The 24,617-nt window shown below is 71.1% G+C and carries 20 protein-coding genes; 16 read left to right on the top strand and 4 right to left on the bottom strand.

The annotated features are described in order from the left end of the window. Positions 1-18: 18 nt before the first annotated feature. On the bottom strand, positions 19-1,077 hold the full coding sequence (locus M878_RS55110; protein ID WP_023545051.1) for a LacI family DNA-binding transcriptional regulator: 1,059 nt from the start codon (positions 1,075-1,077) through the stop codon (positions 19-21). Between the two features lie 217 nt (positions 1,078-1,294). Here M878_RS55110 and M878_RS55105 point away from each other — a divergent pair, with 217 nt between their 5' ends. Genes M878_RS55105 through M878_RS55080 form a run of 6 tightly spaced genes read left to right on the top strand, consistent with a single transcriptional unit; the run spans position 1,295 to position 10,727 of the window. Then, positions 1,295-2,581 carry an ABC transporter substrate-binding protein gene (locus M878_RS55105; RefSeq protein ID WP_023545050.1) on the top strand — a complete coding sequence of 429 codons (1,287 nt, stop codon included), beginning with the start codon at positions 1,295-1,297 and terminating at the stop codon, positions 2,579-2,581. Positions 2,582-2,586: 5 nt separating this feature from the next. Continuing rightward, complete coding sequence (locus M878_RS55100; protein ID WP_023545049.1) at positions 2,587-3,474, top strand: carbohydrate ABC transporter permease; 888 nt, start codon at positions 2,587-2,589, stop codon at positions 3,472-3,474. 38 nt (positions 3,475-3,512) lie between these two features. Beyond that, positions 3,513-4,376 (top strand): carbohydrate ABC transporter permease, encoded by an 864-nt coding sequence (locus M878_RS55095; RefSeq protein WP_106962810.1) that lies wholly within the window; start codon positions 3,513-3,515, stop codon positions 4,374-4,376. A 26-nt stretch (positions 4,377-4,402) separates the two neighbouring features. Then, a complete protein-coding gene (locus tag M878_RS55090) occupies positions 4,403-5,659 on the top strand; it encodes a glycoside hydrolase 5 family protein (RefSeq protein ID WP_106962667.1) in 1,257 nt (418 codons plus the stop codon). Further along, positions 5,656-7,671, top strand: a complete 2,016-nt coding sequence (locus M878_RS55085) for an endo-beta-N-acetylglucosaminidase (RefSeq protein WP_023545046.1) — start codon at positions 5,656-5,658, stop codon at positions 7,669-7,671. Before M878_RS55090 ends, M878_RS55085 begins: the two co-directional genes overlap by 4 nt. Positions 7,672-7,709: 38 nt before the next feature. Beyond that, a complete protein-coding gene (locus M878_RS55080; protein ID WP_023545045.1) occupies positions 7,710-10,727 on the top strand; it encodes an alpha-mannosidase in 3,018 nt (1,005 codons plus the stop codon). On the opposite strand, the gene M878_RS55075 is transcribed toward M878_RS55080, so the two are convergent. Beyond that, on the bottom strand, positions 10,711-11,106 hold the full coding sequence (locus M878_RS55075; RefSeq protein WP_023545044.1) for a hypothetical protein: 396 nt from the start codon (positions 11,104-11,106) through the stop codon (positions 10,711-10,713). The genes M878_RS55080 and M878_RS55075 overlap by 17 nt on opposite strands. Before the next feature lie 618 nt (positions 11,107-11,724). Here M878_RS55075 and M878_RS55070 point away from each other — a divergent pair. Beyond that, a complete protein-coding gene (locus tag M878_RS55070; RefSeq protein ID WP_023545043.1) occupies positions 11,725-13,206 on the top strand; it encodes a multicopper oxidase family protein in 1,482 nt (493 codons plus the stop codon). Positions 13,207-13,274: 68 nt separating this feature from the next. Here the strand turns inward: M878_RS55070 and M878_RS55065 are convergent, their stop codons facing one another. Then, a complete protein-coding gene (locus tag M878_RS55065; protein WP_023545042.1) occupies positions 13,275-14,000 on the bottom strand; it encodes a FadR/GntR family transcriptional regulator in 726 nt (241 codons plus the stop codon). Positions 14,001-14,172: 172 nt separating this feature from the next. Here M878_RS55065 and M878_RS55060 point away from each other — a divergent pair, with 172 nt between their 5' ends. The 8 genes from M878_RS55060 to M878_RS55025 are packed head-to-tail and all read left to right on the top strand — an operon-like array spanning position 14,173 to position 22,082. Continuing rightward, a complete protein-coding gene (locus tag M878_RS55060) occupies positions 14,173-15,237 on the top strand; it encodes a sugar ABC transporter substrate-binding protein (RefSeq protein WP_023545041.1) in 1,065 nt (354 codons plus the stop codon). Next, positions 15,234-16,724 (top strand): sugar ABC transporter ATP-binding protein, encoded by a 1,491-nt coding sequence (locus tag M878_RS55055; RefSeq protein WP_023545040.1) that lies wholly within the window; start codon positions 15,234-15,236, stop codon positions 16,722-16,724. The genes M878_RS55060 and M878_RS55055 overlap by 4 nt, the downstream gene beginning before the upstream one ends. Further along, the gene (locus M878_RS55050; RefSeq protein WP_023545039.1) at positions 16,717-17,745 is read left to right on the top strand and encodes an ABC transporter permease; all 1,029 of its coding nucleotides are present in this window, start codon (positions 16,717-16,719) and stop codon (positions 17,743-17,745) included. The genes M878_RS55055 and M878_RS55050 overlap by 8 nt, the downstream gene beginning before the upstream one ends. Positions 17,746-17,781: 36 nt before the next feature. Beyond that, positions 17,782-19,122 (top strand): enolase C-terminal domain-like protein, encoded by a 1,341-nt coding sequence (locus M878_RS55045; RefSeq protein ID WP_023545038.1) that lies wholly within the window; start codon positions 17,782-17,784, stop codon positions 19,120-19,122. Continuing rightward, positions 19,119-19,874, top strand: coding sequence for an SDR family NAD(P)-dependent oxidoreductase (locus M878_RS55040; RefSeq protein ID WP_023545037.1), 756 nt, complete (start codon positions 19,119-19,121; stop codon positions 19,872-19,874). Before M878_RS55045 ends, M878_RS55040 begins: the two co-directional genes overlap by 4 nt. A 14-nt stretch (positions 19,875-19,888) precedes the next feature. Further along, the gene (locus tag M878_RS55035; protein ID WP_023545036.1) at positions 19,889-20,941 is read left to right on the top strand and encodes an aldo/keto reductase; all 1,053 of its coding nucleotides are present in this window, start codon (positions 19,889-19,891) and stop codon (positions 20,939-20,941) included. Then, complete coding sequence (locus tag M878_RS55030; protein ID WP_023545035.1) at positions 20,938-21,252, top strand: L-rhamnose mutarotase; 315 nt, start codon at positions 20,938-20,940, stop codon at positions 21,250-21,252. The genes M878_RS55035 and M878_RS55030 overlap by 4 nt, the downstream gene beginning before the upstream one ends. Continuing rightward, entirely contained in the window at positions 21,249-22,082 is an 834-nt protein-coding gene (locus M878_RS55025) for an amidohydrolase family protein (protein ID WP_023545034.1), read from the top strand. Before M878_RS55030 ends, M878_RS55025 begins: the two co-directional genes overlap by 4 nt. On the opposite strand, the gene M878_RS55020 is transcribed toward M878_RS55025, so the two are convergent. Next, a complete protein-coding gene (locus M878_RS55020) occupies positions 22,070-23,491 on the bottom strand; it encodes a lipase maturation factor family protein (RefSeq protein ID WP_023545033.1) in 1,422 nt (473 codons plus the stop codon). The two genes, M878_RS55025 and M878_RS55020, sit on opposite strands and share 13 nt — an antisense overlap. Before the next feature lie 131 nt (positions 23,492-23,622). Between M878_RS55020 and M878_RS55015 the strand changes: the two genes are divergently transcribed. Then, a partial coding sequence (locus M878_RS55015; RefSeq protein ID WP_023545032.1) for a DUF6777 domain-containing protein occupies positions 23,623-24,617 on the top strand: 995 nt, incomplete at its 3' end.

Below are 24,617 nucleotides of genomic sequence, written 5' to 3'. Positions count from 1 at the left end.
CCGCGAGCGCTGCCGACTTCAAGCTGACGGCTCGTCGGGGCGCACCGCCGCCGTGCTGCCCCGTACCGTCAGACGGGGCACCGGTACGCGTACCGCCCGCGCCGAACCCCCGTCCAGCAGGGCCGTCAGCTCCCGGGCCGCCGTACGGCCGAACTCCGCGCTGTCGCGGGAGAGCGCGGAGAGCCAGGGCTTGACCATGCGGCACAGGGCCGAGTCCTCCCAGGAGACGACGGAGACGTCCGCCGGTACCGAGTAGCCGAGTTCGGACGCCGCCGAGACCCCGGCCACCGCCATCACGTCGTTGTCGTAGATCAAGGCCGTCGGGGGCGGGTCGGCGCGCAGCACGCGGCGGGTCACGGCCGCGCCCTCCGCGTCGGAGTAGTCGGTGGTGACCGAGCGGACCTCGGTCAGGCCGCGCCGCTCGGCCTCGGCCCGCAGGGTCCGGATCCGGCGCTGGGTGTGGGCGAGTCCCGGCAGCCCGGCGATGTGCACGATCCTGCGGTGGCCCAGCGCCGTCAACTCGTCGACCACGGAGGCCATCGCGCCCGCGTCGTCCGCCCAGACCGTCGACAGTTCCGGGTGGCGCTCGTCGGGTGCGCCGCCGATCACCACGGCGGGCAGGCCGAGTTCGTCCAGGAGGTCGGGGCGCGGGTCATCGGCGCGCGGGTCGACCACCAGGACGCCGTCCACCCGGTGCTCCGCCCACCAGCGGCGGTAGACCGCGCACTCGTCGGCCACGTCATCCACGACCTGGAACAGCAGCCCCAGATGCCGTTCGGCGAGCACCTCCTGGATTCCGGAGACGAGTTGGAGGAAGAACGAGTCGACGCCCAGGGTGTCAGCGGGGCGGGCCAGGACGAAGCCGACCGTCGCCGCGCCCTCGCCGGACAGGGCCCGGGCGGCCGTGCTGGGACGCCAGCCGAGCTGCTCGGCGACCCGGCGGACCCGCGCGCGGGTGGCCTCGGAGACACCGGGGCGGCCGTTGAGCGCGAAGGAGACCGCGCTCTCGGAGACTCCGGCCCGCCGGGCGATGTCCTTCATCGTGGGCCGGCGTGCGGGGGACCGCTTGGGCGGCACGTTCCCCCCTTCCTGACGGCGTTCGCTAATGCGCTTGAGTGTCAAGACCCTAAAGCGCATTAGCGAACGCTGGCAAGTTCCCGTACAGAGCTCTCTGACCTGCACTAATGAACTACCTGTTTCTTTAGTTCGGATGACTGCATTGACTTTCTCCGAACAGCGCGGGCAAGGTCTCTGGCACCCCGACAGCCCGACACAGCAAGGGAGCCGTGTCACCGTGCCCAAGCCCCGCAGAGCCCTCGCCGCCGCTGTCGTCGCCCTCGTCCTGCCGCTGAGCGCCTGCGGTTCGGGCGGGGACGGCGGCGGCTCGACCGACGCCTCCGGCAAGGTCGAGGGCGACATCACCTTCCAGACCTGGAACCTGCGCGCGAACTTCAAGCCGTACTTCGACGGGCTCATCGCCGACTTCGAGAAGAAGTACCCCGGCACGCGGGTGAAATGGGTCGACCAGCCCGCCGAGGGCTACCCCGACAAGCTCAGCGCCGACGCCGGCGGCGGCACCCTGCCCGATGTCGTCAACGTCTCCCCGGACCTGGTCGCCCCCCTCGCCAAGGCCGGACTGGTCCTGGACCTCGACAAGGCCGCCGGGAAGTACAGGTCCGAGTACCTGGACGGCGCCTGGGCCAGCCACCAGGTGCCGGGCATGAGCGGCACGTACGCCTTTCCCTGGTACCTGAACACCGGCCCGCTCTTCTACAACAAGGCCCTGTTCACCAAGGCCGGACTGAACCCCGGCCGGCCGCCGAAGACCTACGACGAACTCTTCGCCGACGCCCTGCAGATGGCCAAGAAGAGCGGCGGCCAGGTCGCCACCCTCGCCAACGTGCCCACCTTCGAGGACTTCGGGCGCTACGGCGTCACCCTGATGAATCGGCAGGGCACCGCGTTCGCCTTCAACGACACCAAGGGGGTCGAACTCCTCACCAGGTACAAGGAGTTGTACGACGCCAAGGCCCTCGACCCACAGGCGCTGACCGCTACCCCGGAGTCCTCCGGCAAGAAGTTCCTCACCGGCGCCGTCGCCATGAACCCCGGCAGCGCCCTGGACCTCGACAACTTCAAGAAGAACGCCCCGAGCCTGTACCGGAACATCGGCATAACCGACCAGATCACCAGTACCGGGCACGTCAACATGTACGTGATGGGGGTGATGGTCAACTCCCGCACCAAGCACACCCCGGCCGCCGTCGCCTTCGCGCACTTCGTCACCGACGCGCAGAACCAGATGTCGTTCGCGAAGAAGGTCGCCATCTTCCCGAGCACCGCCGGCTCCCTGAACGACCCGTACTTCACCAAGGAGGACGGCACTGACGAGACCCGGGTGCGCATCGCCGCCGCCAAGTCCCTGAAGAACGCCGTCAACTACACGCCGGTGCTGTTCAGCGACCAGATGAAGACCGCGCTGCGCAACGAGGTGGCCAAGGCGCTCCAGGGCAAGGAGAGCCCCAAGCAGGCCCTCGACAACGCTGTCAACGCCGCCGACCGCCTCCTCCAGCAGGGCTGACGGCCATGGCCACACCCGTCCGCATCAGGCGTCAACTCTCGGTCAGCCCGTGGTTGTTCGCCGCTCCCGGGCTGCTCGTCACCGGCGCCTTCGTGCTGTACCCGTTCGTCTCCACCCTGGTGAACTCCTTCACCGACCGCCGCACCCTGCTGCCGGGGCACTTCGTGGGCCTCGCCAACTTCCGCGAGCTGCTCCACGACGACATGTTCTGGACCGGGCTGCGCAACAGCACCCTGTACATCCTGGGGGTCGTACCCGCCCTCGTCGTCCTGCCGTTGCTGCTCGCACTGCTGGTGCAGAAGAACATCCCCGGCATCACCTTCTTCCGCTCCGCCTTCTACACCCCGGTCGTCGCCTCGATCGTGGTGGTCGGGCTGATCTGGGTGTGGCTGCTGGACGAACGCGGACTGGTCAACTCCCTGTTGGAGACGGCAGGGATCGGCCGGACCGGGTTCCTCAGCGACCAGTGGCTGCTTCTGCTGAGCGCGATGGCCGTCACGGTGTGGAAGGGCCTCGGCTACTACATGATCATTTATTTGGCGGCGCTGGCGAACGTGCCCCGCGAACTGCACGAGGCCGCCGCCGTGGACGGCGCGGGCCCGGTGCGCCGCTTCCTCTCGGTCACCGTACCCGCCGTGCGCTCCACGATGGTGCTGGTCGCCGCGCTGTCCTCGGTCGCCGCGTTCAAGGTGTTCTCCGAGGTGTATCTGATGGCGGGCCCGACCGGCGGACCGGCGGGCGAGGACACCACCCTCGTCATGCTCGTCCAGCGCACCGGCACCGGCCTCACCGGCCGGGTCGGCTACGCCTCCGCGCTCTCGGTCGTCGTGTTCGTCGTCACCGTCGCGCTGATGCTGCTCGTGCTGCGCGCCGACCGCAGGGACGAGTCGTGAGCGTCCTGGAGAGGGTACGGCCCGAGCCGCCCGGCACCATGCGGCGGGAGCCGCACGTCACCGATGAACACGGCCGCCGTATCCGCGTCGGCGAGCTGGTCTGGCGCTATCTGCTGCTCCTCGCCGTCCTCGCGCTGACCGTCGGCCCGTTCCTCTGGCAGCTGTCCACTTCCCTCAAGGGCCCCACCGAGGACATCTACAGCTCACCGCCGAGCTTCCTGCCCGCCCATCCCACGCTGCACAACTACACCCGGGTCGCCGACACCATCCCTGTCTGGGACTACGCCCTGAACTCCCTGAAGGTCGCCACCGCCAACGTCGTCACCAACTGCGTCGGCTCGGCGCTCGCCGGATACGCCCTGGCCCGGCTGCGCTTCCGTGGCCGGCGCGGGACCACGCTGGTGTTCGTGCTCGCGATGCTCGTACCCGTCGAGGGCATCGTCATCGCCCAGTTCACCACCATGCGTGAACTCGGCCTGAACAACACCCTCATCGGCGTCGTGCTGCCCGGCGCGATCGGTGCGATGAACGTGCTGCTGATGCGCAACGCGTTCCGCAACCTGCCGTACGAGATCGAGGAGGCGGCCTACGTCGACGGCGCCGACGTCTGGCAGCGGTTCCTGCGTATCGCGCTGCCCTCGGTGAAGGGGACGGTGGCCGTTGTCGCGATCTTCGCCTTCATGGGCGCCTGGGACGACTTCCTGTGGCCGCTGATCGTCCTCAGCGACCCGTCCAAGTTCACCCTCACCATCGGCCTCAACTACTTGCACGGCACCTTCGCCAACGACGAACGCCTCGTCGCCGCCGGCACCGTGATCGCCGTGGCCCCGCTCATCGCCCTCTTCGCCTGTCTGCAGCGGTACTTCTTCCGGGGCATCGGCGAGGGCGCCGTCAAGGGCTGAACACCCGTACGCCACAAGGACACTCCATGCCTCCTGCCGTGCGCTTCGGCGTCAACTACACACCGAGCGAAGGGTGGTTCCACCACTGGCTCGACTTCGACCTCGACTCCGTGCGCGCCGACCTCGACGCGATCGCCGGGCTCGGCCTCGACCACATCCGCGTCTTCCCGCTGTGGCCCTACTTCCAGCCCAACCGCACCCTGATCCGCCCACGCGCCGTCCAGCAGCTCGTCGCCCTGGCCGACGCGGCCGCCGAACGCGGTCTGGACGTCAACGTCGACGGCCTGCAAGGCCACTTGAGCAGCTTCGACTTCCTGCCCGCGTGGACCCGCACCTGGCACCGGCGCAACCTCTTCACCGACCCCGACGTGGTCGAGGGCCAGTCCGCCTATCTGCGCACCCTGGCCGCCGCCCTCGCCGACCGCCCCAACTTCATCGGCATGACCGTCGGCAACGAGGTCAACCAGTTCACCGCCGGCCCTCACCCCGATCCCGATCGCATCACCCCGGAGGAAGCCGAGCGCTGGCTCGTCCGGATGCTGGCCGCCTGCGCCGAGGGAGCCCCGGACCGGCTCCATCTGCACGCCTCCTACGACGCCGCCTGGTACCAGGACGACCAGCCCTTCACCCCCCGCCACTCCGCCCGGCTCGGCGATGTCACCGCCGTGCACTCCTGGGTCTTCAACGGCACCGCCCAGCGCCACGGCCGTACCTCCGTACCCGCCGAGCACCATGCCGCCTATCTCGTGGAGCTGAGCAAGGCCTGGGCGGAGGCACCCCACCGGCCGGTGTGGCTGCAGGAGGTCGGCGCGCCGGCACCGCTCGTACCCGCCGAACACGCCGCAGCCTTCGCCGAGGCCACCGTCGCCCATGCCCTCGACTGCCCCGCCCTGTGGGGCATCACCTGGTGGTGCTCCTACGACGTCTCGCGCGACCTCGCCGACTTCCCCGAACTCGAATACGGGCTCGGCCTGTTCACCCACGGCCGCGAGCCCAAGGACATCGCCCGGGTACTGGCCGACGCGGCTCACAGGAGCCATCAGGCTCCCCCCGCGCGCACCACCGCCCTCGTCGTACCCGACGATGCGGCCCGCCGCACCCGGTGCGCCCCCGGCGGACCCGTCTTCGACGCATTCTTCCGGCTCGTCGCCGACGGCGCCCGCCCCACCACCGTCCTCGACACCCGCGCCGACGACAAGCACCACCTCGCCGCGCGCGGCATCACCGAAGTCGTCACTCCCGACCAGGTACTCCCCACCCCACACGGAGGCACCCGCTCGTGAACCCCACCAGACGCACGGTCCTCATCGCCGCCGGCGCGGCCGCCCTGCTCCCGGCTGCTCCGGCCCTGGCCGCCACCCGCCCGAAAACCGGGGCGACCCCGCCGTACGCCTCCTACTGGTACCCGGACTCGCTCCCCGCCGGCAGCCCGGGCACCGGCATCACCTGGCGCAGCCTGAAGAGCTGGCGCGCGGCCGACGACGCCGACCTCGCGTTCAACGCCGCGTCCGTGCCGCTCGCCGCACGCTTCACGCCGTCCCCCGCGAACACCACGGCACGCTCCGGCCAGGCCCGTATCCAGGCCCTGGTGTCCTTCGCACCCACCTCAAGCAATCCGTCCCAGGGCGCGGCCACCGCCGACTACTACGCCCTGACCCACTGGGCCTACCTCGACGAGCTGGTCTTCTGGGGCGGCTCGGCCGGCGAAGGCCTGATCCTCGCGCCGAACGCGCCGATCGTGGACTCGGCCCACCGCCACGGCGTCCCTGTGCTCGGGAACATCTTCCTGCCGCCGACGGCGTACGGCGGTCAGCTGCGGTGGACCCGGGACCTGGTGCAGAAGGACGCCTCCGGGCACTATCCGCTCGCCGCGCAACTGGTCGCGGTCGCGGCGGCCTACGGCTTCGACGGCTGGTTCGTCAACGCCGAGACGGACGGCGGGAACACAGCCCTCGGCCAGGCCATGCTCGGTTTCGTCAAGGAGCTGAAGGCGCTCGCGGCGGCCAAGGGACAGCGGGTGACCTGGTACGACGCGATGACCGTGAACGGCACGGTCAGCTGGCAGGGCGCCCTGAACACCCAGAACCAGGCGTTCTTCCAGGCTGCCGACGCCATGTTCGTGGACTTCCGGTGGAGCGCGGGCACGCTCGCGTCCTCGGGCACGAAGGCGGACCGACTGGGGCGCAGTCGCTACCAGTTGTGGGCGGGTGTCGACGTCGAGTCGAACGGGTCCGGCACATCCGTGAACTGGGATGCGATCGTGCCGTCCGGGCAGTCGCACATCACCTCGATCGGCTTCTACCGGCCGGAGTGGACCCGCAACCACCTGCCCGCCGGCCAACGTGCCCCCGAGGACTTCCACGCCGCCGACGACCGGTTCTGGACCGGACGCTCACTGGACCCTTCCCGGCCGGACACGGGTGATCCCTGGCGGGCGCCGGCGGTGTCGGTCGCGGACCGCTCGACGGTGACCTCGCTGCCGTTCGCGACCGTGTTCAACACGGGCCATGGGCTGCGCTGGTACGACGACGGAGCCGTCACCTCGGACGCCGCCTGGAACCACCTGGCGCTGCAGGACCGGCTGCCGTCGCGGCGGTGGGTGGCGCGCACGACGGGGGAGCGGCCGGCGGTGACCTTCGACTTCGCCGGTGCCTGGCGGGGCGGGAGCAGCGTGCTGGTGGACGGTGCACTGGATCAACCCGTGGTGGTGGACTTGTACGCGACCCGGCTGCCGATCGGTGGGAACACGGTGGTGGAGCTGACCTACCGGACCGACGCCGGCGCGGTGAACGTCGAGCTTGCCGTGGCGACGGCCGAGCCGAGCAGTCCCGGGGCGACTCCGCCGTACACGTATCTGGCGGTGACTCCAGTCGGCAAGGGCGTCAACGGCTGGCAGGCGGTGACGCTTCCGCTCACCGGGCTGACCGGCACCGTCCACGCCCTCGGCGTGCGGCTCACGGCCACCGAGGGTCCGGTGCGCTGGCGCCTGGGCGGCCTCGCCGTCCGGGACGCCGTCACCGCCCCGGCGGCCCCCTCGGGCGCCCGTGTCACCGCCGCGACCGGCGGCGATCTGCGCCTCGCCTGGGACGCCGCCCCCGGCGCCATCCGGCACTACGAACTGCACCGCCTCCTGCCCGACGGCACCCGGCGCTTCCTCGGCGGCACCTGCCAGCGCGCCTACTACCTCGCCGGACTGCAACCCGAGCAAGGGGAGACCGCCGCACGATTCGAACTGCGCGCCGTGGGGGAGCTCTACACCACCTCGGCCCCCGTCACCGTCACCCACCCCTGGTAACGACCGCGATCACCCGGAACCCGCAGGGAGCACCCCGCATGCATGACGACCGCACTCTGGTGGAAGCCCGCCTCAGGCGTGTCCTCGACGAACGCATCCGCCCCGCCGTGTACCCCGAGTCCGTGCCGCTGCGGGTCGCGGTCTGGCACGCGCCCGGCGAGCCCGTACCGGTCGCGGAGGGACTCGCCGCCGAGCCGGAGCCCATCGAGGCCGGCGCCCGGTGGGGTGCTCCCTGGGGCACGAGCTGGTTCCGGGTGACCGGGACCGTGCCCGAGGCGTGGGCCGGAAAGTCCGTCGAGGCCCTGCTCGACCTGGGCTTCGACGAGAACATGCCCGGCTTCCAGTGCGAGGGCCTGGTCTACCGGCCCGACGGCACCCCGGTGAAGGGCCTCAACCCGCGCAACCAGTGGGTGCGGATCGGCGCGCCGGTCGAGGGCGGCGAGGAGGTGCGCCTGCACATCGAGGCCGCCTCCAACCCCGTCATCCTCGACTACCACCCCTTCCTGCCCACCCGGCTGGGCGACAAGGAGACGGCCGGCGTCGAGCCCCAGTACACGCTCACCCGCATGGATCTCGCCGTCTTCGACGAGACCGTGTGGCAGCTGGTCATGGACCTGGAGGTGCTCGGCGAACTGATGGCCGAGCTGCCCGTGGACTCGGCACGCCGCCACGACATCCTGCGCGCGGTCGAGCGGGCCCTGGACGCCGTCGACCTCCAGGACGTGAACGGCACGGCCGGCCGTGCCAGGGAACGGCTCACCGGTGTGCTGTCGGCGCCCGCCGTACCGTCCGCGCACCGGATCAGCGCCGTCGGGCACGCGCACATCGACTCGGCCTGGCTGTGGCCACTGCGTGAGACGGTCCGCAAGGTGGCCCGTACGACCTCCAACATGACCGCCCTCATCGAGGACGAGCCGGAGTTCGTCTTCGCCATGTCCCAGGCCCAGCAGTGGGCGTGGGTGAAGGAGCACCGTCCCGAGGTGTGGGCGCGGGTGAAGAAGGCCGTCGCGGAGGGGCGGTTCGTGCCGGCCGGCGGGATGTGGGTGGAATCGGACACCAACATGCCGGGCTCGGAGGCCATGGCCCGTCAGTTCGTACACGGAAAGCGCTTCTTCCTCGACGAGTTCGGCATCGAGAACGAGGAGGCCTGGCTGCCCGACACCTTCGGCTTCGCCGCCGGACTTCCGCAGATCATCAAGGCCGCGGGCAGCAAGTGGCTGCTGACGCAGAAGATCTCCTGGTCGCAGACCAACAAGTTCCCGCACCACACCTTTCAGTGGGAGGGCATCGACGGCACCCGGATCCTCACCCACTTCCCGCCCGTCGACACCTACAACTGCTCCATGAAGGGCAGCGAACTCGCCCATGCGGAGCGCAACTTCAAGGACAAGGGCCGGGCCCGGCACTCCCTCGCACCCACCGGCTGGGGCGACGGAGGCGGCGGCACGACCCGCGAGATGGTCGCCAAGGCGGCCCGGCTCCACGACCTCGAAGGCTCGCCGGCCGTCGTCTGGGAGACACCCCGCGCCTTCTTCCAGAAGGCCGAGGCCGAGTACCCACAGGCGCCCGTCTGGGTCGGAGAGCTGTACCTCGAACTGCACCGCGCCACGCTCACCAGTCAGGCCAAGACCAAGCAGGGCAACCGGCGCAGCGAACACCTGCTCCGCGAGGCGGAGTTGTGGACGGCCACCGCCGCCGTACGCACCGGATTCCCCTACCCCTACGCGGACTTGGACCGGATCTGGAAGACGGTCCTGCTGCACCAGTTCCACGACATCCTGCCCGGCTCGTCCATCGCCTGGGTGCACCGCGAGGCGAGGGCGACTTACGAGCGGATCGCCGCGGAACTGGACGAGATCACCGGTGCCGCGCAGCGGGCCCTGGCCGGAGCGGGGGACCGGGAGCTGGTCTTCAACGCGGCGCCGCACCGCCGCGCCGGGGTTCCCGCCGGTGGCGCCGGGCCGCACCTGCTGCCGCAGGGAACGAGCCTCGTGCCACCCGCCGACGGCGGATTCGTCCTGTCCAATGGCCTGCTCCGGGTCGAGATCGATACCCGGGGGCTGATCGTCTCCGCCTACGACATCCAGGCCGACCGCGAGACCGTCGCCCCCGGCAAGGCCGCCAACCTGCTCCAACTCCACCAGGACTTCCCGAACATGTGGGACGCCTGGGACGTGGACGAGTTCTACCGGAACACGGTCACGGACCTCACGGACGCGGAGTCGGTCCGGGCCGGTGAGGACGGCGCGTCGGTGCGGATCGCGCGCGCTTTCGGCGACTCCCGCGTCACCCAGGTGCTGTCCCTGCCGCCCGGCGAGCGGTGCCTGGTGATCGACACCGAGGTCGACTGGCACGAGACGGAGAAGTTCCTGAAGCTGTCCTTCCCGCTCGACCTGCACGCCGAACGGTACGCCTCCGATACCCAGTTCGGGCATGTCTTCCGCCCCACCCACACCAACACCTCCTGGGAGGCCGCCAGGTTCGAGGCGTGCAACCACCGGTTCGTCCACCTGGAGGAGCCCGGCTGGGGCGTCGCCGTCGTCAACGACTCGACGTACGGCCACGACGTGACCCGCACCGTGCGCACCGACGGCGACCGCGGTACGACGACCACGGTCCGCGTCTCTCTGCTCCGCGCCCCGCGCTTCCCCGACCCCGAGACCGACCAGGGCGTCCAGCGCTTCCGGCACGCCCTGATCCCGGGCGCCTCGATCGCCGACGCGGTCCGCGAGGGCTGGCGGATCAACGTGCCCGAACGCCGTCTGACCGGCGCCCACGCGGTCGCCCCGCTGGTCACCGTCGACAACGACGCCGTGGTCGTCACGGCGGTGAAGCTGGCCGATGACGGCAGCGGGGACGTGGTGGTCCGGTTCCACGAGGCGTACGGCGGCCGGGCCCGCGCCACCCTCACGGCCGGGTTCGAGGTCGCGGACGTCATCGTGACCGACCTGCTGGAACGGCCGTCCGACGACACCGAGCCGCCGGAGCGCGACGGCGACCGGATCACCGTACGACTGCGGCCGTTCGAACTGGTGACGCTCAGGCTGCGGCGCTGACCCGGGGCACCGCCCGCGTCAGTCCGCCGGGGGCGACGCGGGCGGCGGGGGATCTCCGGGCCCGGACGGGTGCACGTAGCGCAGCGGGGATCTCGGTGGCAGGCCCGTCCACGGTGAACTGCTCGGGCCGGGCCGAGCGCTGCCGTTCCGGCAGCAGCGCCGGATCGCACCCGTGGACGATGACCAACCAGCCGGCGGCGACGCCGAGCAGCCAGGCGAGCAAGCCGAGTTGATGGACCTGCAGGACATTGCTCCACCGCCCGTTGGCGCACTCCCGCATCAGGGCCGCGCGCGCCGCGGCGGTGCGTTCGCCCCGCAGCACCTCGGAACGCCGTTCGGCGCCGTCCGCACGGGCGAGCAGCAGCAGGCGAGCGAGCACGTCCCGTTCGGGGCAGGGGAGTTCCGGTCAGTAGGGCCCGTCGGCGGGCAGCCCGCCCGGCCCCTCTCGTAAGGATGTTCCCGTCACGCGTACATCATGGGGTAGGGGGCTGGCGCGAAGGGCCGTAACGGCCGACGAGCCGTGCCCCTCACACGCCGCGCGCGACGACCGGTTCCGCCAGCTGGCCGAGGACCTGGCGGGTCCCCGGGTGCCGGCCCGTCTCGCCAGGGTCACCGGCCGGGGTACGAAACCGGCCGCCCCGAACGCGCGTTGGGGCATCTCGTGGCAGCCGGTGTCGGAGCCCGGCAGCAGCCGGCGGCTGTCCGCGATGGGTGGGGCGTCCGGACCGGCAGGTCCAGCGACCGCCGACGGCAAGGTGGCAATGCCTCCGTCGGTCCGTCTTCTGCGGGGCGTCGACGCCGAGTGCCTCGCGGGCCGGTTCGGCCGGTGCCCTGCGGTCCTCGGTTGCCCAGGGTGCAATCGCGGTAATCCGCCCCGTCACGAAGCTGCATATCGCCGTCGTAGCGAATTATCCATTCATAGTGGGACTTAAGCGCACATCTAACCAACCCGAATCGACCTGGGCGCTCCGAGCGCAACGGGGAAGGGAGCGGAGCCGTGGCCGTCTCTCGTCGCGACGCCCTCAGGCTGGGTGGCGTGTCCGTGCTGGCCGCAGCGGGTGCCGGTGGCGTCGCCGGCTGTGAGTCGCGGGCGGCGATGAGCGAGGCCGTTCCCTCGGGCAGGGCGGACTACACGCTGCGGATCGCGACCGGGCAGGTCGAGCTCGCACCGGGTACGGTCGTGTCGACCACGACGTACAACGGCCGGTTCCCCGGTCCGCTGCTGCGGTTCACCGAAGGCCGTCCGGTCGTGGTCGACGTCCACAACGACACCGGCACTCCCGAACTGCTGCACTGGCACGGTCAGCGCGTCCCCGCCGGGGTGGACGGGGCTGCCGAGGAGGGCACCCCGTACATCCCCGCGCACGGGATGCGGCGCCTGTCGTTCACCCCAGGACCGGCCGGTTTCCGCTTCTACCACACCCATGTGGCCGCACTCGGCGACCTGACCCGCGGCACGTACTCCGGTCAGGCCGGACCGGTCTACATCGAGCCGAAGACCCACCCCGGCGCCTACGACCAGGAAGTCTTCCTGACGCTGAAGGAGTTCGAGCCGTCCCTCAGTCATGGCGGGGACATCCCGCAGACCTTCCTGGCCGGCTCCCCGGTGCCGGACCTGAAGCGCAAGGGCGAGAGGGCGATGGCCGACTCGCTGGCCCGGGGCATGCCGCGCGGCTACGAGGTCGGCTACCGCGCCTTCAGCGTCAACGGCCGCAAACTGGGCCACGGCCGGCCCATCAAGGTCAGGACCGGACAGCGCGTGCTGTTCCACGTCCTCAACGCCAGCGCCACCGAGATCCGCAGCCTCGCCCTGCCCGGCCACACCTTCAAAGTCGTCGCACTCGACGGCAACCCGGTACCCCGTCAGGCCGATGTGCCCGTGCTGTGGATCGGCACCGCCGAACGCGTCTCGGCCATCGTGGAGATGAACCGCCCCGGCGTGTGGGTGCTCGGAGACACGTCGGACGACGACCGGAACGCCGGCATGGGCACCGTGGTGGAGTACGCCGGCCGCAGCGGCACCCCCCAATGGACCGCGCCGCCCGCATTCACCTGGGACTACCGCACCTTCACCCGTCCCGGCTCCACCGCCCAACGGCCCGACGGCACGATCGACCTGCTGGTGGAGAAGCGCAACGCCGCCGAGAAGGGATTCAACCTCTGGCCCCTCAACGGCGTCCCCTTCTCCCTGGACACCAACAAGCCGGTACTGGAGACCGAGCGCGGCAAGCGGTACCGGATGCGGCTGCGCAACGCCTCCGACGACATCCACCCCCTGCACCTGCACCGCCACACCTTCGAGGTCACCCACATCTCCGGCACCCCCACCCGGGGCCTGCGCAAGGACGTCGTCATGCTCGGCGGCTACCAGACCCTCGACCTCGACTTCACCGCCGACCAGCCAGGACTGTCCCTGTTCCATTGCCACCAGCAGCTCCACATGGACTACGGGTTCATGATCCTGCTGCGCTGCACCTGACATTCTCTTCGGTACCGGGTGGGGCCAGTGCCGTTGTCCACCCGTACGAGACTGATCCACATCCCGGGCTACTCCCCGGGTCCCTCCCCGCTCGGCCCCGCGACCTGCGCCCGCAGCCACTCCTCCACCTCGCCCACATGAGCCGCGGCAGCAGCCCTCGCCGCCTCCGGATCGCGCGCGGCGAGGGCGCGGTGGATGGCGGCGTGTTCGCGGCGGGTGCGGGCGAACGCGCCCTCCTCCTGATAGCCGCGCCAGACGCGGGCGCGGAAGGTGCGGGAGGACAGACCGTCCAGGATGGCGGCCATGGTCTCGTTGCCCGCGGCGGCCGCGATCTCGCGGTGGAAGGCGAGGTCGTGGGCGAGGATCTCCTCGGGGTCGTCGGTGGCGTTCATCGCCGCCAAGTGCTTCCCGACCGCGGACAGTTGGCCCTCGGTGATGCGCGCCGCGGCGAGCGCGGTCGCCGTCGACTCCAGGATCCGGCGCACCTCCAGCAGTTCCACCAGCCGTGGGCCCCTGGACAGATCCGCGACCACCCCGAAGGTCTCCAGCAGATCGCCGGCCTCCAGCGCGGTGACATAGATCCCGGAGCCGTGCCGGGCCTCAAGGACGCCCATCACGGTCAGGGCGCGGATCGCCTCCCGCATCGAGCTGCGGGAGATGCCCAGCCGGGCGGCGAGATCCCGCTCGGTGGGCAGTCGCTGGCCGGGCTCCAGCCGGCCCTCGGCGATCATCGCCTTGATCTCCTCGATGGCGCGCTGGGTCACCGTGCCCTTCTGCGGGGCTTCCTCGTCCACGGCGCTCCTCCCTCCCCCGGTGCGCCGCAGTCTAGCCAGCAGAGTGGTCGGACCACTACGGCTTCCAGCGCTGAATTTTCCGTGCACGAGGGTGTTGATCCGGCTTATTGGTCTGATAAGTATGCGGCGTCTGCTTGAACACCCTCGACAAACCCTCAACGAGGAGCGCGAGATGCCCGCGAGCACTGTCAGGAAGCGCAGCAGGTCCCGGATCATCGGCGCGGCGGCCCTGGCCGCCGGTGCCTCGCTCATGCTCGCCGCCTGCGGCAGCACCAAGGACACCGCGAGCGCGGGCGGCGGAGGCACCGGCAAGGTCGGCGTCATCCTGCCGCTGCTGACCTCGCCGTTCTGGCAGTCGTACAACGACTACGTGCCCAAGATGGCCAAGGCCGAGGGCGTTGAGGTGCTGAAGACGGTCAACTCCAACAGCGACCCCTCGCAGCAGATCACCGACATCGACAACGAACTCACCCAGGGAGTCAAGGGGTTGGTGGTCGCCCCGCTGGACAGCGCCGCCATCCAGGCCGGACTCGACCAGGCCGAACGCAAGGGCGTGCCCGTGGTCGCCGTGGACGTCGCGCCCGACAAGGGCAAGGTCGCCATGGTGGTGCGCGCCGACAACGTGGCCTACGGCGAGAAGGCCTGCGACTACCTCGGACAGCATGTGAGCAGCGGCAAGGTCGTACAGATCATGGGCGACCTGGCATCGGTCAACGGCCGTGACCGCTCCGAGGCCTTCCGCTCCTGTGTGAAGAAGAAGTACCCGAAGCTCAAGGTGCTGGAGATCCCCGCCAAGTGGGAGTCCGACACGGCCGCCGCCAAGCTGGACACGCTGCTCAACGCCAACCCCGACATCAAGGGCATCTACCTGCAGGCCGGCGGTGTCTACCTCGCACCGACCCTGCAGACCCTGAAGTCCAAGAACATGCTGAAACCGGCCGGGCAGCAGGGCCACATCGCCATCGTCTCGAACGACGGCATCCCTCAGGAGTTCGACGCCATCCGCAAGGGCCAGATCGACGCAACGGTCTCTCAGCCCGCCGACGCCTACGCCCAGTACGGCCTCTACTACATCAAGGCGGCCATGGCCGGGAAGACCTTCAAGCCGGGTCCGACCGACCACGGGTCCACGATCGTGAAGCTGCCGGGCGGCGTCCTGGAGGACCAGCTGCCCGCGCCGCTGGTCACCAAGGCCAACGTCGACGACCCCAAGCTGTGGGGCAACACAGTCCGATGAGTACACCGCTGGTTGAAGCCGAGGGCATCGTCAAACGGTACGGCCCCACCCTCGCCCTCGCCGACGGACGGCTCACCGTCCTGCCCGGCGAGTCCCACGCCCTGGTCGGCCGCAACGGCGCCGGCAAGTCCACCCTGGTCAACGTCCTGACCGGCCTGCAGGCGCCGGACGCGGGCACCGTCCACTTCGACGGCGAGCCCGCGCCCCCGTTCGCCGACCGGGACGCCTGGCGCCGCAAGGTCGCCTGCGTCTACCAGAAGCCGACGGTCGTCCCGGAGCTGACGGTCGCCGAGAACCTGTTCCTGAACCGGCAGCCGACCGGCCGCGGCCTCATCAGCTGGCGCCGGCTGCGCCGCGAGGCCGCCGGACTCCTCGGCACCTGGGACGTGCGCGTCGACCCCGAGGCGCGCACCGCCGACCTCCGGGTCGAGGACCGTCAAATGGTGGAGATCGCACGGGCGTTGAGCTTCGGCGCCCGGTTCATCGTGCTGGACGAACCCACCGCCCAGCTCGACAACCGGGAGATCGAGCGGCTGTTCACCCGTATGCGCTCCCTGCAGGACTGCGGCGTCACCTTCCTGTTCATCTCGCACCACCTCCAGGAGGTGTACGAGGTCTGCCAGACGGTCACCGTGCTGCGCGACGCCCGCTGGATCACCACCGCACCCGTCGCCGACCTGCCGAAGGCCGCCCTGGTGGAGGCCATGGCGGGGGAGTCCATCGCCGAACAGGTCCTTCAGGAAAGGTCAGTTGACACCGGAGCTCCCGTCCTCCTGGAAGCACACGGGCTCACCTCGCCGGCGTACGAGGGCGTCGACCTCACTGTGCGCCGCGGCGAGGTCGTCGGACTCGCCGGGTCCAGCGGCAGCGGCAAGACCGAGCTCGCCGAGTCCTTCGCCGGACTGCACACCGCGACGGGCGGCACCGCTCAACTGGACGGCAGGAGGCTTCCGTTCGGGGACGTGCGGGCCGCGCTGCGAGCCGGGATCGGCTGTGTCCCGCGCGACCGGCACGAGCAGGGACTGGTGCCGGGCATGAGCATCGGCGACAACGCCACGCTGAGCGTGCTGGACCGGCTCGGCAGGGCCGGTTTCGTCGGCACCGACGCGCGACGCCGCTTCGCCGCCGAGCTGATCAAGCTCCTCGACATCCACGCCGAAGGCCCCGACCAGCCCGTGTCCGACCTGTCCGGCGGCAACGCGCAGAAGGTCGTCATGGCCCGTGCCCTGGCCTCCGACCCGCGCCTGCTGGTGCTGATCAACCCCACCGCCGGGGTCGACGTGAAGTCCAAGGAGTCGCTGCTCGCCCGCATGGACAGCGCCCGCGAAGACGGCACCGCCGTCCTCGTCGTCTCCGACGAACTGGACGACCTGCGCCGCTGTGACCGCGTCCTGGTCCTCTTCCACGGCCGTGTCGTCGCCGAGCACCCGGCCGGCTGGCGCGACCACGAGCTGATCGCCTCCATCGAAGGAGTAGACCATGGCTGACACCAGGGCCGCCCCGCCGTTCGCACCCCCGAAGACCCCCGACGCCCGCTCGGCCCGCACCGTCCTGCTCCGGCGCGCCCGTGAACTCGCCCTGGTCCCGGCCCTGTTGCTGCTCATGGTGCTCGGCTCGGTGGTCAACGACTCGTTCCTGACCGAGCGGAACCTGATCTCGATCCTCGGCGCCTCCGCCGCGCTCGCGATGGTCGTCCTCGCCGAGTCCCTCGTCCTGATCACCGGCAAGTTCGACCTGTCGCTGGAGTCCGTGGTCGGCATGGCACCGGCCGTCGGCGCCCTGCTGGTGCTGCCCGCGGGCCAGTCCGGCTGGGGCACCGGCTTCCCTGCCGCGCTCGCCCTGCTTGCGATCCCCGTGGTCGGCGCGGTCATCGGCGCCTTCAACGGCGTCCTCGTCGTCAAGTTCCGGCTCAACGCGTTCATCGTCACGCTCGCCATGCTCATCGTGCTGCGCGGCCTGCTGGTCGGCGCCACCAAGGGCAAGACCCTGTTCGGCATGCCCGACAGCTTCTACTCCCTGGCCACCACCACCTTCCTCAACGTGCCCATGTCGGTGTGGCTCGCCGCGGTCGCCTTCGCGGTCACCGGGTTCGTCCTGAAGTACCACCGCACCGGTCGCGCCCTCTACGCGATCGGCGGCAACGCGGACGCGGCCCGCGCGGCCGGAGTCCGGGTGGACCGGATCATGCTCGGCGTGTACGTCGTCGCGGGCGTGCTCGCCTCGGTCGGCGGCCTGCTGCAGACCGGCTACGTCGGCGCGATCAGCGCCAACCAGGGCCAGAACATGATCTTCACCGTGTTCGCGGCCGCGGTGATCGGCGGTATCAGCCTGGACGGCGGCAAGGGCACCATGTTCGGCGCCCTGACCGGCGTCCTCCTGCTGGGTGTCGTACAGAACCTGCTCACCCTCGCCCAGGTCCCGTCGTTCTGGATCCAGGCCATCTACGGCGGGATCATCCTCGTCGCCCTCGTGATCGCCCGAGTGACCACGGGCCGCGCCCAGGACTGACGAGCAGCCAGGCATCCCTCGACCGAAAGGACTTCAGTGTCCCAGGCTCCCGCCCGCGTCACCGCGGTCGACACCCACGACATCCGTTTCCCCACCTCGCGCGAGCTGGACGGCTCCGACGCGATGAACCCGGACCCCGACTACTCGGCGGCGTACGTCGTGCTGCGCACCGACGCCGCCGACGGGCACGAGGGACACGGGTTCGTGTTCACCATCGGGCGGGGCAACGACGTCCAGGTCGCCGCGATCGACGCGCTGCGGGACCATGTGCTCGGCCGGGACGTCGAAGAGCTGTGCGCCGACCCGGGTTCGCTCCTCCGGGACCTGATCGGCGACAGCCAGCTGCGCTGGCTCGGACCCGAGAAGGGCGTGATGCACATGGCGATCGGGGCCGTCGTCAACGCCGTCTGGGATCTCGCCGCCCGGCGGGCCGGCAAGCCGCTGTGGCAGCTGCTCGCCGACGCCGAACCCGAGTGGCTGGTCGGGCAGATCGACTTCCGCTACATCGCGGACGTGCTCACCCCGCAGCAGGCTCTGGATCTGCTGAGACGGGGCAGGCGAGGCGCCGCGGAGCGCCGGGCCCGGCTGCTGCAGCGCGGCTACCCCGCCTACACCACCTCACCCGGCTGGCTCGGCTACGACGACGACAAGCTCGGCCGGCTCGCCGCGCAGGCTGTCGCCGACGGCTTCAGGCAGATCAAGCTGAAGGTCGGCGCCGACCTCGACGACGACATCCGGCGCTGCCGGGTCGCCCGCGCGGTCGTCGGACCTGGTATCCGCCTCGCCGTCGACGCCAACCAGCGCTGGAACGTCGACGAGGCGATCCACTGGACCCGGGCCCTCGCCGAGTTCGGCCCGTACTGGATCGAGGAGCCCACCAGCCCCGACGACGTCCTCGGCCACGCCGCGATCCGCCGCGCGGTGGCCCCGGTGAAGGTCGCCACCGGCGAACACGTACACAACCGGATCATGTTCAAGCAACTCCTCCAGGCCGACGCCCTCGACATCGTCCAGATCGATGCCGCCCGCGTCGCCGGCGTCAACGAGAACCTCGCCATCCTGCTGCTCGCCGCCAGGTTCGGCGTCCCGGTCTGCCCGCACGCGGGCGGCGTCGGCCTGTGCGAACTCGTCCAGCACCTGTCGATGTTCGACTACCTGGCCGTCTCGGGCACTACTGAGGACAGGGTCATCGAATACGTCGACCACCTCCATGAGCACTTCGTCACCCCGGTCGTCATCCGCGGCGGCCACTACACCGCCCCCACCACGCCCGGCTTCTCCGCCGCCCTGCGCCCGGAGTCCCTCGCGCGGTACACCTTCCCCGGCGGCACGTACTGGGCCGCCGACCCCGACACGCAGAAGGGACAGGCCGCATGAGCGACTTCGAGGGCCTCAGGGCCCTGGTCACCGGCGGGGCGTCCGGTATCGGCCGGGCCACCGCCGACCTCCTCGCCGCCCGCGGCGCCCGGGTCGCCGTCCTCGACCGGGACCCGGCGGACGTCGGCAAGCCGCTCCTCGCCTACCGTGCCGACGTCACCGACGACACCTCGGTACGGGCCGCCGTACAGCGGGCGGCCGAGGACCTCGGCGGCCTGGACGTGCTGGTCAACAACGCCGGGATCGGCGCCCAGGGCACGGTCGAGGACAACGACGACACCGAGTGGCAACGCGTCTTCGACGTCAACGTGCTCGGCATGGTCCGCACCGCCCGCGCCGCCCTCCCGCACCTGCGCCGCTCCGCACACGCGGCGATCGTCAACACCTGTTCCATCGCGGCCACCGCCGGACTCCCGCAACGCGCCCTGTACAGCGCCACCAAGGGCGCCGTGTACTCCCTGACCCTCGCCATGGCCGCCGACCACGTCCGCGACGGCATCCGCGTGAACTGCGTCAACCCCGGCACCGTGGACACCCCGTGGATCGGCCGGCTGCTGGCCGCGGCCCCCGACCCGGCCGCCGAACGCGCCGCCCTGGAGGCCCGTCAGCCCACCGGCCGACTGGTCTCGGCCGCGGAAGTGGCAGGCGCCATCGCCTACTTGGCAGGCCCCCTCTCCGGCGCCACCACCGGCATCGCCCTCGCCGTCGACGGCGGCATGCAGGGCCTGAGGCTCCGGCCGGTGGGCCGGTGAGGAGGCCGAGCAGCATGAGCGAAGTCCGCACCGGTTCGGCAGCGCCCCGCAAGGCCGCACCTGCGGCCGACCGAGGACCCGGCACGGCGCTTCCCGCGGAGCGCTTGGGTCGCAGCGGCGTCGAGGTCACCCCGCTCGGCTTCGGCGCCGCACCGCTCGGCAACCTCTTCACCGCGCTGGACGACGAGCAGGCCGGGGAGGCGGTACGGGCCGCCTGGCAGCGGGGTATCCGGTACTTCGACACGGCCCCGCACTACGGCCTCGGCCTCTCGGAACGCAGGCTCGGCGCGGCCCTGCGCGCGTACGACCGTGCCCACTACACCGTCTCCACCAAGGCCGGCCGCCGCCTGGACCTCGCCGACGGCACGGGCGACGACCTGGCCAACGGCTTCGCCGTACCCGCCACCCACCGGCGCGTGTGGGACTTCAGCGCCGACGGAGTCCGCCGCACCCTGGAGGCGAGCCTTACCCGCCTCGGCCTGGACCGCGTCGACGTCGTCTATCTGCACGACCCCGACGACCACGCCGAGCAGGCCTTCCGCGAGGGCTACCCGGCTCTGGAGAAGCTGCGCGCCGAAGGCGTCGTCGGCGCGATCGGCGCGGGCATGAACCAGGGCGGGATGCTCACCCGGTTCGTCCGCGACACCGACGTGGACGTGGTCCTGTGCGCGGGCCGGTACACCCTGCTCGACCAGAGCGCCGCCGCCGAACTGCTGCCCGCGGCCGCCGAGCGCGGGGTGTCCGTGGTCCTCGGCGGCGTCTTCAACTCGGGCCTGCTGGCAGATCCGAAGCCCGGATCGACGTACAACTACACCCAAGCGCCGGTCGGGTTGCTTGACCGGGCTCTGCGCATGAAGGCGGTCGCCGAACGGTACGGCACCACCCTGCGCGCCGCCGCACTGGCCTTCTCCGCCGCCCATCCGGCCGTCGCCTCCGTGCTGGTCGGCGCCCGTTCGGAGGCCGAAGTGCGGGACTGTGCCGACCAGTTCGCGGCGGACGTGCCCGCCGCACTCTGGTCGGAGCTGCGGGAGGCCGGCCTGCTGCCCCGCGAAGAGGAGCCGTCATGAGAGTCGCCCTGCACACCAAGGTCCGCCCCGACCGCATCGCCGCCTACGAGGCCGCCCACCGGGACGTCCCTGAGGAACTCACCGCCGCCATCCGCGCCGCCGGCGCCACCTCCTGGACCATCTGGCGCAGCGGCACCGACCTGTTCCATCTGCTGGAGTGCGAGGACTACACCCGGCTGCTCGCCGAACTGGAGCAGCTGCCGGTCAACGTGGCCTGGCAGGCCCGCATGGCCGAGCTGCTCGACGTCGCGCACGACTACTCGCGCGACGGCGCGGAAGCCGGCCTGCCCGTCGTCTGGGAGCTGCCGTGACCGTCGACGCGCACCACCACGTCTGGGACCTGTCCGTCCGCGACCAGGACTGGATCCCCGAACACAGCCCGCTCAGGCGAGACTTCACCCTCACCGGCCTCGAACCCCAGGCACGGGCGGCCGGAGTCACCCGTACCGTCCTCGTCCAGACGGTCACCGTGCCCGAGGAGACCCCCGAGTTCCTGGCCCTGGCGGCCGCACATGACCTGGTCGCGGGCGTCGTCGGCTGGACGGACCTCACCCGCCCCGACATCGCCGACGAACTGGCCCGGCTGCGTGAACTCCCCGGCGGTGCCCACCTGAAGGGCATCCGGCACCAGGTGCAGGGCGAGCCGGACCCGGAGTGGCTGCTGCGTCCGGATGTACGCCGGGGCCTGACCGCGCTCGCGGACGCGGGCCTCGTCTACGACCTCGTCGTCCTGCCCCACCAGCTCCCGGCCTGCGCCAAGGCAGCCGAGACCCTTCCCCGACTGACCTTCGTCCTCGACCACTTGGGCAAACCACCGATCGCCTCCGCGGCGCGCGAACCCTGGGCATCCGCCCTGCGCGCACTCGCCGCCCGTCCGAACACGGCCGCCAAGCTCTCCGGCCTGCTCACCGAGGCCGACCCCGCCTCCTGGACGACCGCCGACCTGCGGCCGTACACGGACACGGCCCTGGAGGCCTTCGGTCCCGACCGCCTGATGTTCGGCTCGGACTGGCCGGTGTGCACCTTGGCGGCCACCTATGCCGAAGTGCTGCACACCACGGCCGAGTTGACCGCGGGCCTCAGCGCGACGGAGCGCACCGCCGTCTACGAGGGCACAGCCACCCGCGTCTACGACCTCTGAACCGCCCCCGCCAGCCTGGTCGGCGGCAGATACTCGCGCACATACGTCCGCTCCCAGCACGCGCCCGTCTCGCGCAGTTCCCGCCAGGTCGTGTAGCGGTAGCGGAAGAGGCGGGCCCGGATGTAGCGGGGCGGGGTGTCCGCCGGGAAGGGGGAGCGGCGCAGCAGGCGCAGGGTGGCGCGGTCGTTCTCCAGCAGGCGTTCCACCAGTCCGCCGAACCAGTCGCCGGCATAGGCGGGGGACAGCGCCGCGAACCACATCAGCCAGTCCAGGCGCAGATGGTAGGGGGCGAACTGGCGCGGCCAGTGCCGGGTGTCACCCGGCTTCCCCCGGAACTCGTACTCCCGCCAGTCCGAGTCCTCGCGCGGCAGGGCGTCCAGGGTGCCCTCGACCACCACCTCGTAGCGGACCCGGCTGACGCTGCCGAACGCGCCGTAGGTGTTCACCAGGTGCAGCGGGTCGAAGGAGCGGTTCATGACCTGGCGGCGGGAGATCATGTTCAGCACCGGGTGGTAGCTCAGGAAGACCAGCAGGGCCGCGACCGCGAGCACCAGGACCTCGTACCACAGCGGCGCCGCCGGCACGGACGGCGCGGATCCGGGAAACCGGAGCGCGGACAGGGCCAGCACGATGGTGATCCAGTTCAGCCAGGAGAAGTTGCCGGACAGCACCAGCCACAACTGGGTGACGATCATCAGTGCGGCGGCCGCCGAGGCGATCGGCCGCGGGGTGAACAGCAGCACCGGCACGACGAGTTGGGTGAAGTGGTTCGCGGCGACCTCGATCCGGTGCAGAGGCTTCGGCAGATGGTGGAAGAACCAGCTCAGCGGGCCCGGCATGGGCTGCGTCTCATGGTGGTAGTAGAGGCAGGTCAGCTTCCGCCAGCACGCGTCGCCCCGCATCTTGATCAGCCCGGCGCCGAACTCGACCCGGAACAGGATCCAGCGCAGCAGGAACAGGACGACGACCGGCGGCGCCACCTCGTCATTGCCGAGGAACGCGGCCAGGAAACCCGTCTCCAGCAGCAGCGACTCCCAGCCGAACGCGTACCAGGTCTGGCCGACGTTGACGATCGACAGATACAGCGCCCACGGCACCAGCCACAGCGGAATCGCCGCCCACAGTGGCACCAGGGAGTCCGCGCCGGCGAGCAGCGCCGCCGACACCGCGCCACCGGCCCAGGCACAGCCCGCGAAGAAGCGGTCGGAGTAGTACAGATGGAACAGGCTCGGGGCCCGCCCGAAGGGGATCCGCGCCACGAAGCGGGGGATCGGCAGCATGCCGCGCTCGCCCAGCAGAGCCCGGAACTGCAGGGCCGCCGTCAGGAACGCGACCAGGTACACGGCGGCCAGAGCCCGCTGGCAGACCAGCCGGCTCAGCCAGTAGTCGGGAGCGGTGAACCAGTCCACGGCTGTGCGCGCCCTTCGTCACGGCCAAACCGCCGGTGTCCTCTTCATCATGGACTCCCCCCGAGTTGCCAGCCAAACGGGCGTAATGCACACAATAGGGGGAAGTCACCCACAGTGATGCGGAGTGTACGGTGCGGATACCCACCGGATCCATCGCCCTCGCCTATGCCCTCTCGGTGGCGCTCTTCGTCGCCGGCTGCGTCCGCCCCGGCGTCAAGGAGGCCCGGATGGGCGAGGACGTCCGTCTGCTGCCCGCCGCGGCGCAGGGGCCCGACCCCTTCACCGGCTCCACGGTCAACGCGACCGTCGCGCCGCTGACACCCGGCACGGGCAGCGCTGATCCCACGGCCCATGCGGCGCGGGGCGTCAGCGTCACGGGACCGCCCGTCGCCGCATCCTCCGGGCCGGCGATGCCCGCCGTGCTGGTCGCACCACCCCTGCGGGCGATACGCGTCCTGTCCGGCGCGACTCCCGGCCTCTACAGCGGCACCGCCCGCGTCGCCGGCTGTGACGTCCAGCGCCAGATCGGGTATCTGACGGCGGACCGGGCCAGGGCCGACGCCTTCGCCCGCACGGCCGGGGTCTCCGGCGGCGGCCTGACCGGCTATCTGCGCGGCCTCACTCCGGTCGCGCTGCGCGCCGACACCCGGGTCACCGACCACGGCTACCGCGACGGGGAGGCGGTCGCGTACCAGGCCGTGCTCCAGGCCGGCACCGCCGTCCTGGTCGACAACCGGGGTGTGCCCCGCGTGCGCTGTGCCTGCGGCAACCCGCTGGGATCACCCGCGCGAGCCCACGGCGGCTTCGGCGCCCGGGGCAGCGCCTGGGCCGGCTACCGCCCGGACCAGGTGATCGCGGTGACCCCTGCGCCGCGCGCCGTCACCAGCATCACCCTCGTCAACGTCGAGACCCGCACCTGGATCGAACGCCGGATCGGTCACGACGTACGCGACGACCATGTCGTACCGGCGCCCACCTGGGCCACCGCCGCCCCCGACGACGCCCCCGTCCCGGCGGACACGGCCACAGCGGGCACCGCACCGCCGTCCGGCACCCCGCCGACGCCCGCGGCAGACCTGGCCGGGAGCCTCGCCGGGCACGACCGGCACACCATCCGGCACCGCCA

Origin of the sequence: Streptomyces roseochromogenus subsp. oscitans DS 12.976 (assembly GCF_000497445.1) — a bacterium.
GTDB classification, from domain to species: domain Bacteria; phylum Actinomycetota; class Actinomycetes; order Streptomycetales; family Streptomycetaceae; genus Streptomyces; species Streptomyces oscitans.
The sequence above is the reverse complement of the archived record's forward strand: the minus strand, read 5'-3'. Positions and strand labels throughout refer to the sequence as shown.

Coding starts and splice junctions, on each gene's coding strand:
- M878_RS55100 (WP_023545049.1), top strand. CDS start 2,587: ATGGCCACACCCGTCCGCATCAGGCGTCAACTCTCGGTCAGCCCGTGG.
- M878_RS55060 (WP_023545041.1), top strand. CDS start 14,173: ATGCCCGCGAGCACTGTCAGGAAGCGCAGCAGGTCCCGGATCATCGGC.
- M878_RS55030 (WP_023545035.1), top strand. CDS start 20,938: ATGAGAGTCGCCCTGCACACCAAGGTCCGCCCCGACCGCATCGCCGCC.
- M878_RS55090 (WP_106962667.1), top strand. CDS start 4,403: ATGCCTCCTGCCGTGCGCTTCGGCGTCAACTACACACCGAGCGAAGGG.
- M878_RS55050 (WP_023545039.1), top strand. CDS start 16,717: ATGGCTGACACCAGGGCCGCCCCGCCGTTCGCACCCCCGAAGACCCCC.
- M878_RS55035 (WP_023545036.1), top strand. CDS start 19,889: ATGAGCGAAGTCCGCACCGGTTCGGCAGCGCCCCGCAAGGCCGCACCT.
- M878_RS55040 (WP_023545037.1), top strand. CDS start 19,119: ATGAGCGACTTCGAGGGCCTCAGGGCCCTGGTCACCGGCGGGGCGTCC.
- M878_RS55095 (WP_106962810.1), top strand. CDS start 3,513: ATGCGGCGGGAGCCGCACGTCACCGATGAACACGGCCGCCGTATCCGC.
- M878_RS55055 (WP_023545040.1), top strand. CDS start 15,234: ATGAGTACACCGCTGGTTGAAGCCGAGGGCATCGTCAAACGGTACGGC.
- M878_RS55080 (WP_023545045.1), top strand. CDS start 7,710: ATGCATGACGACCGCACTCTGGTGGAAGCCCGCCTCAGGCGTGTCCTC.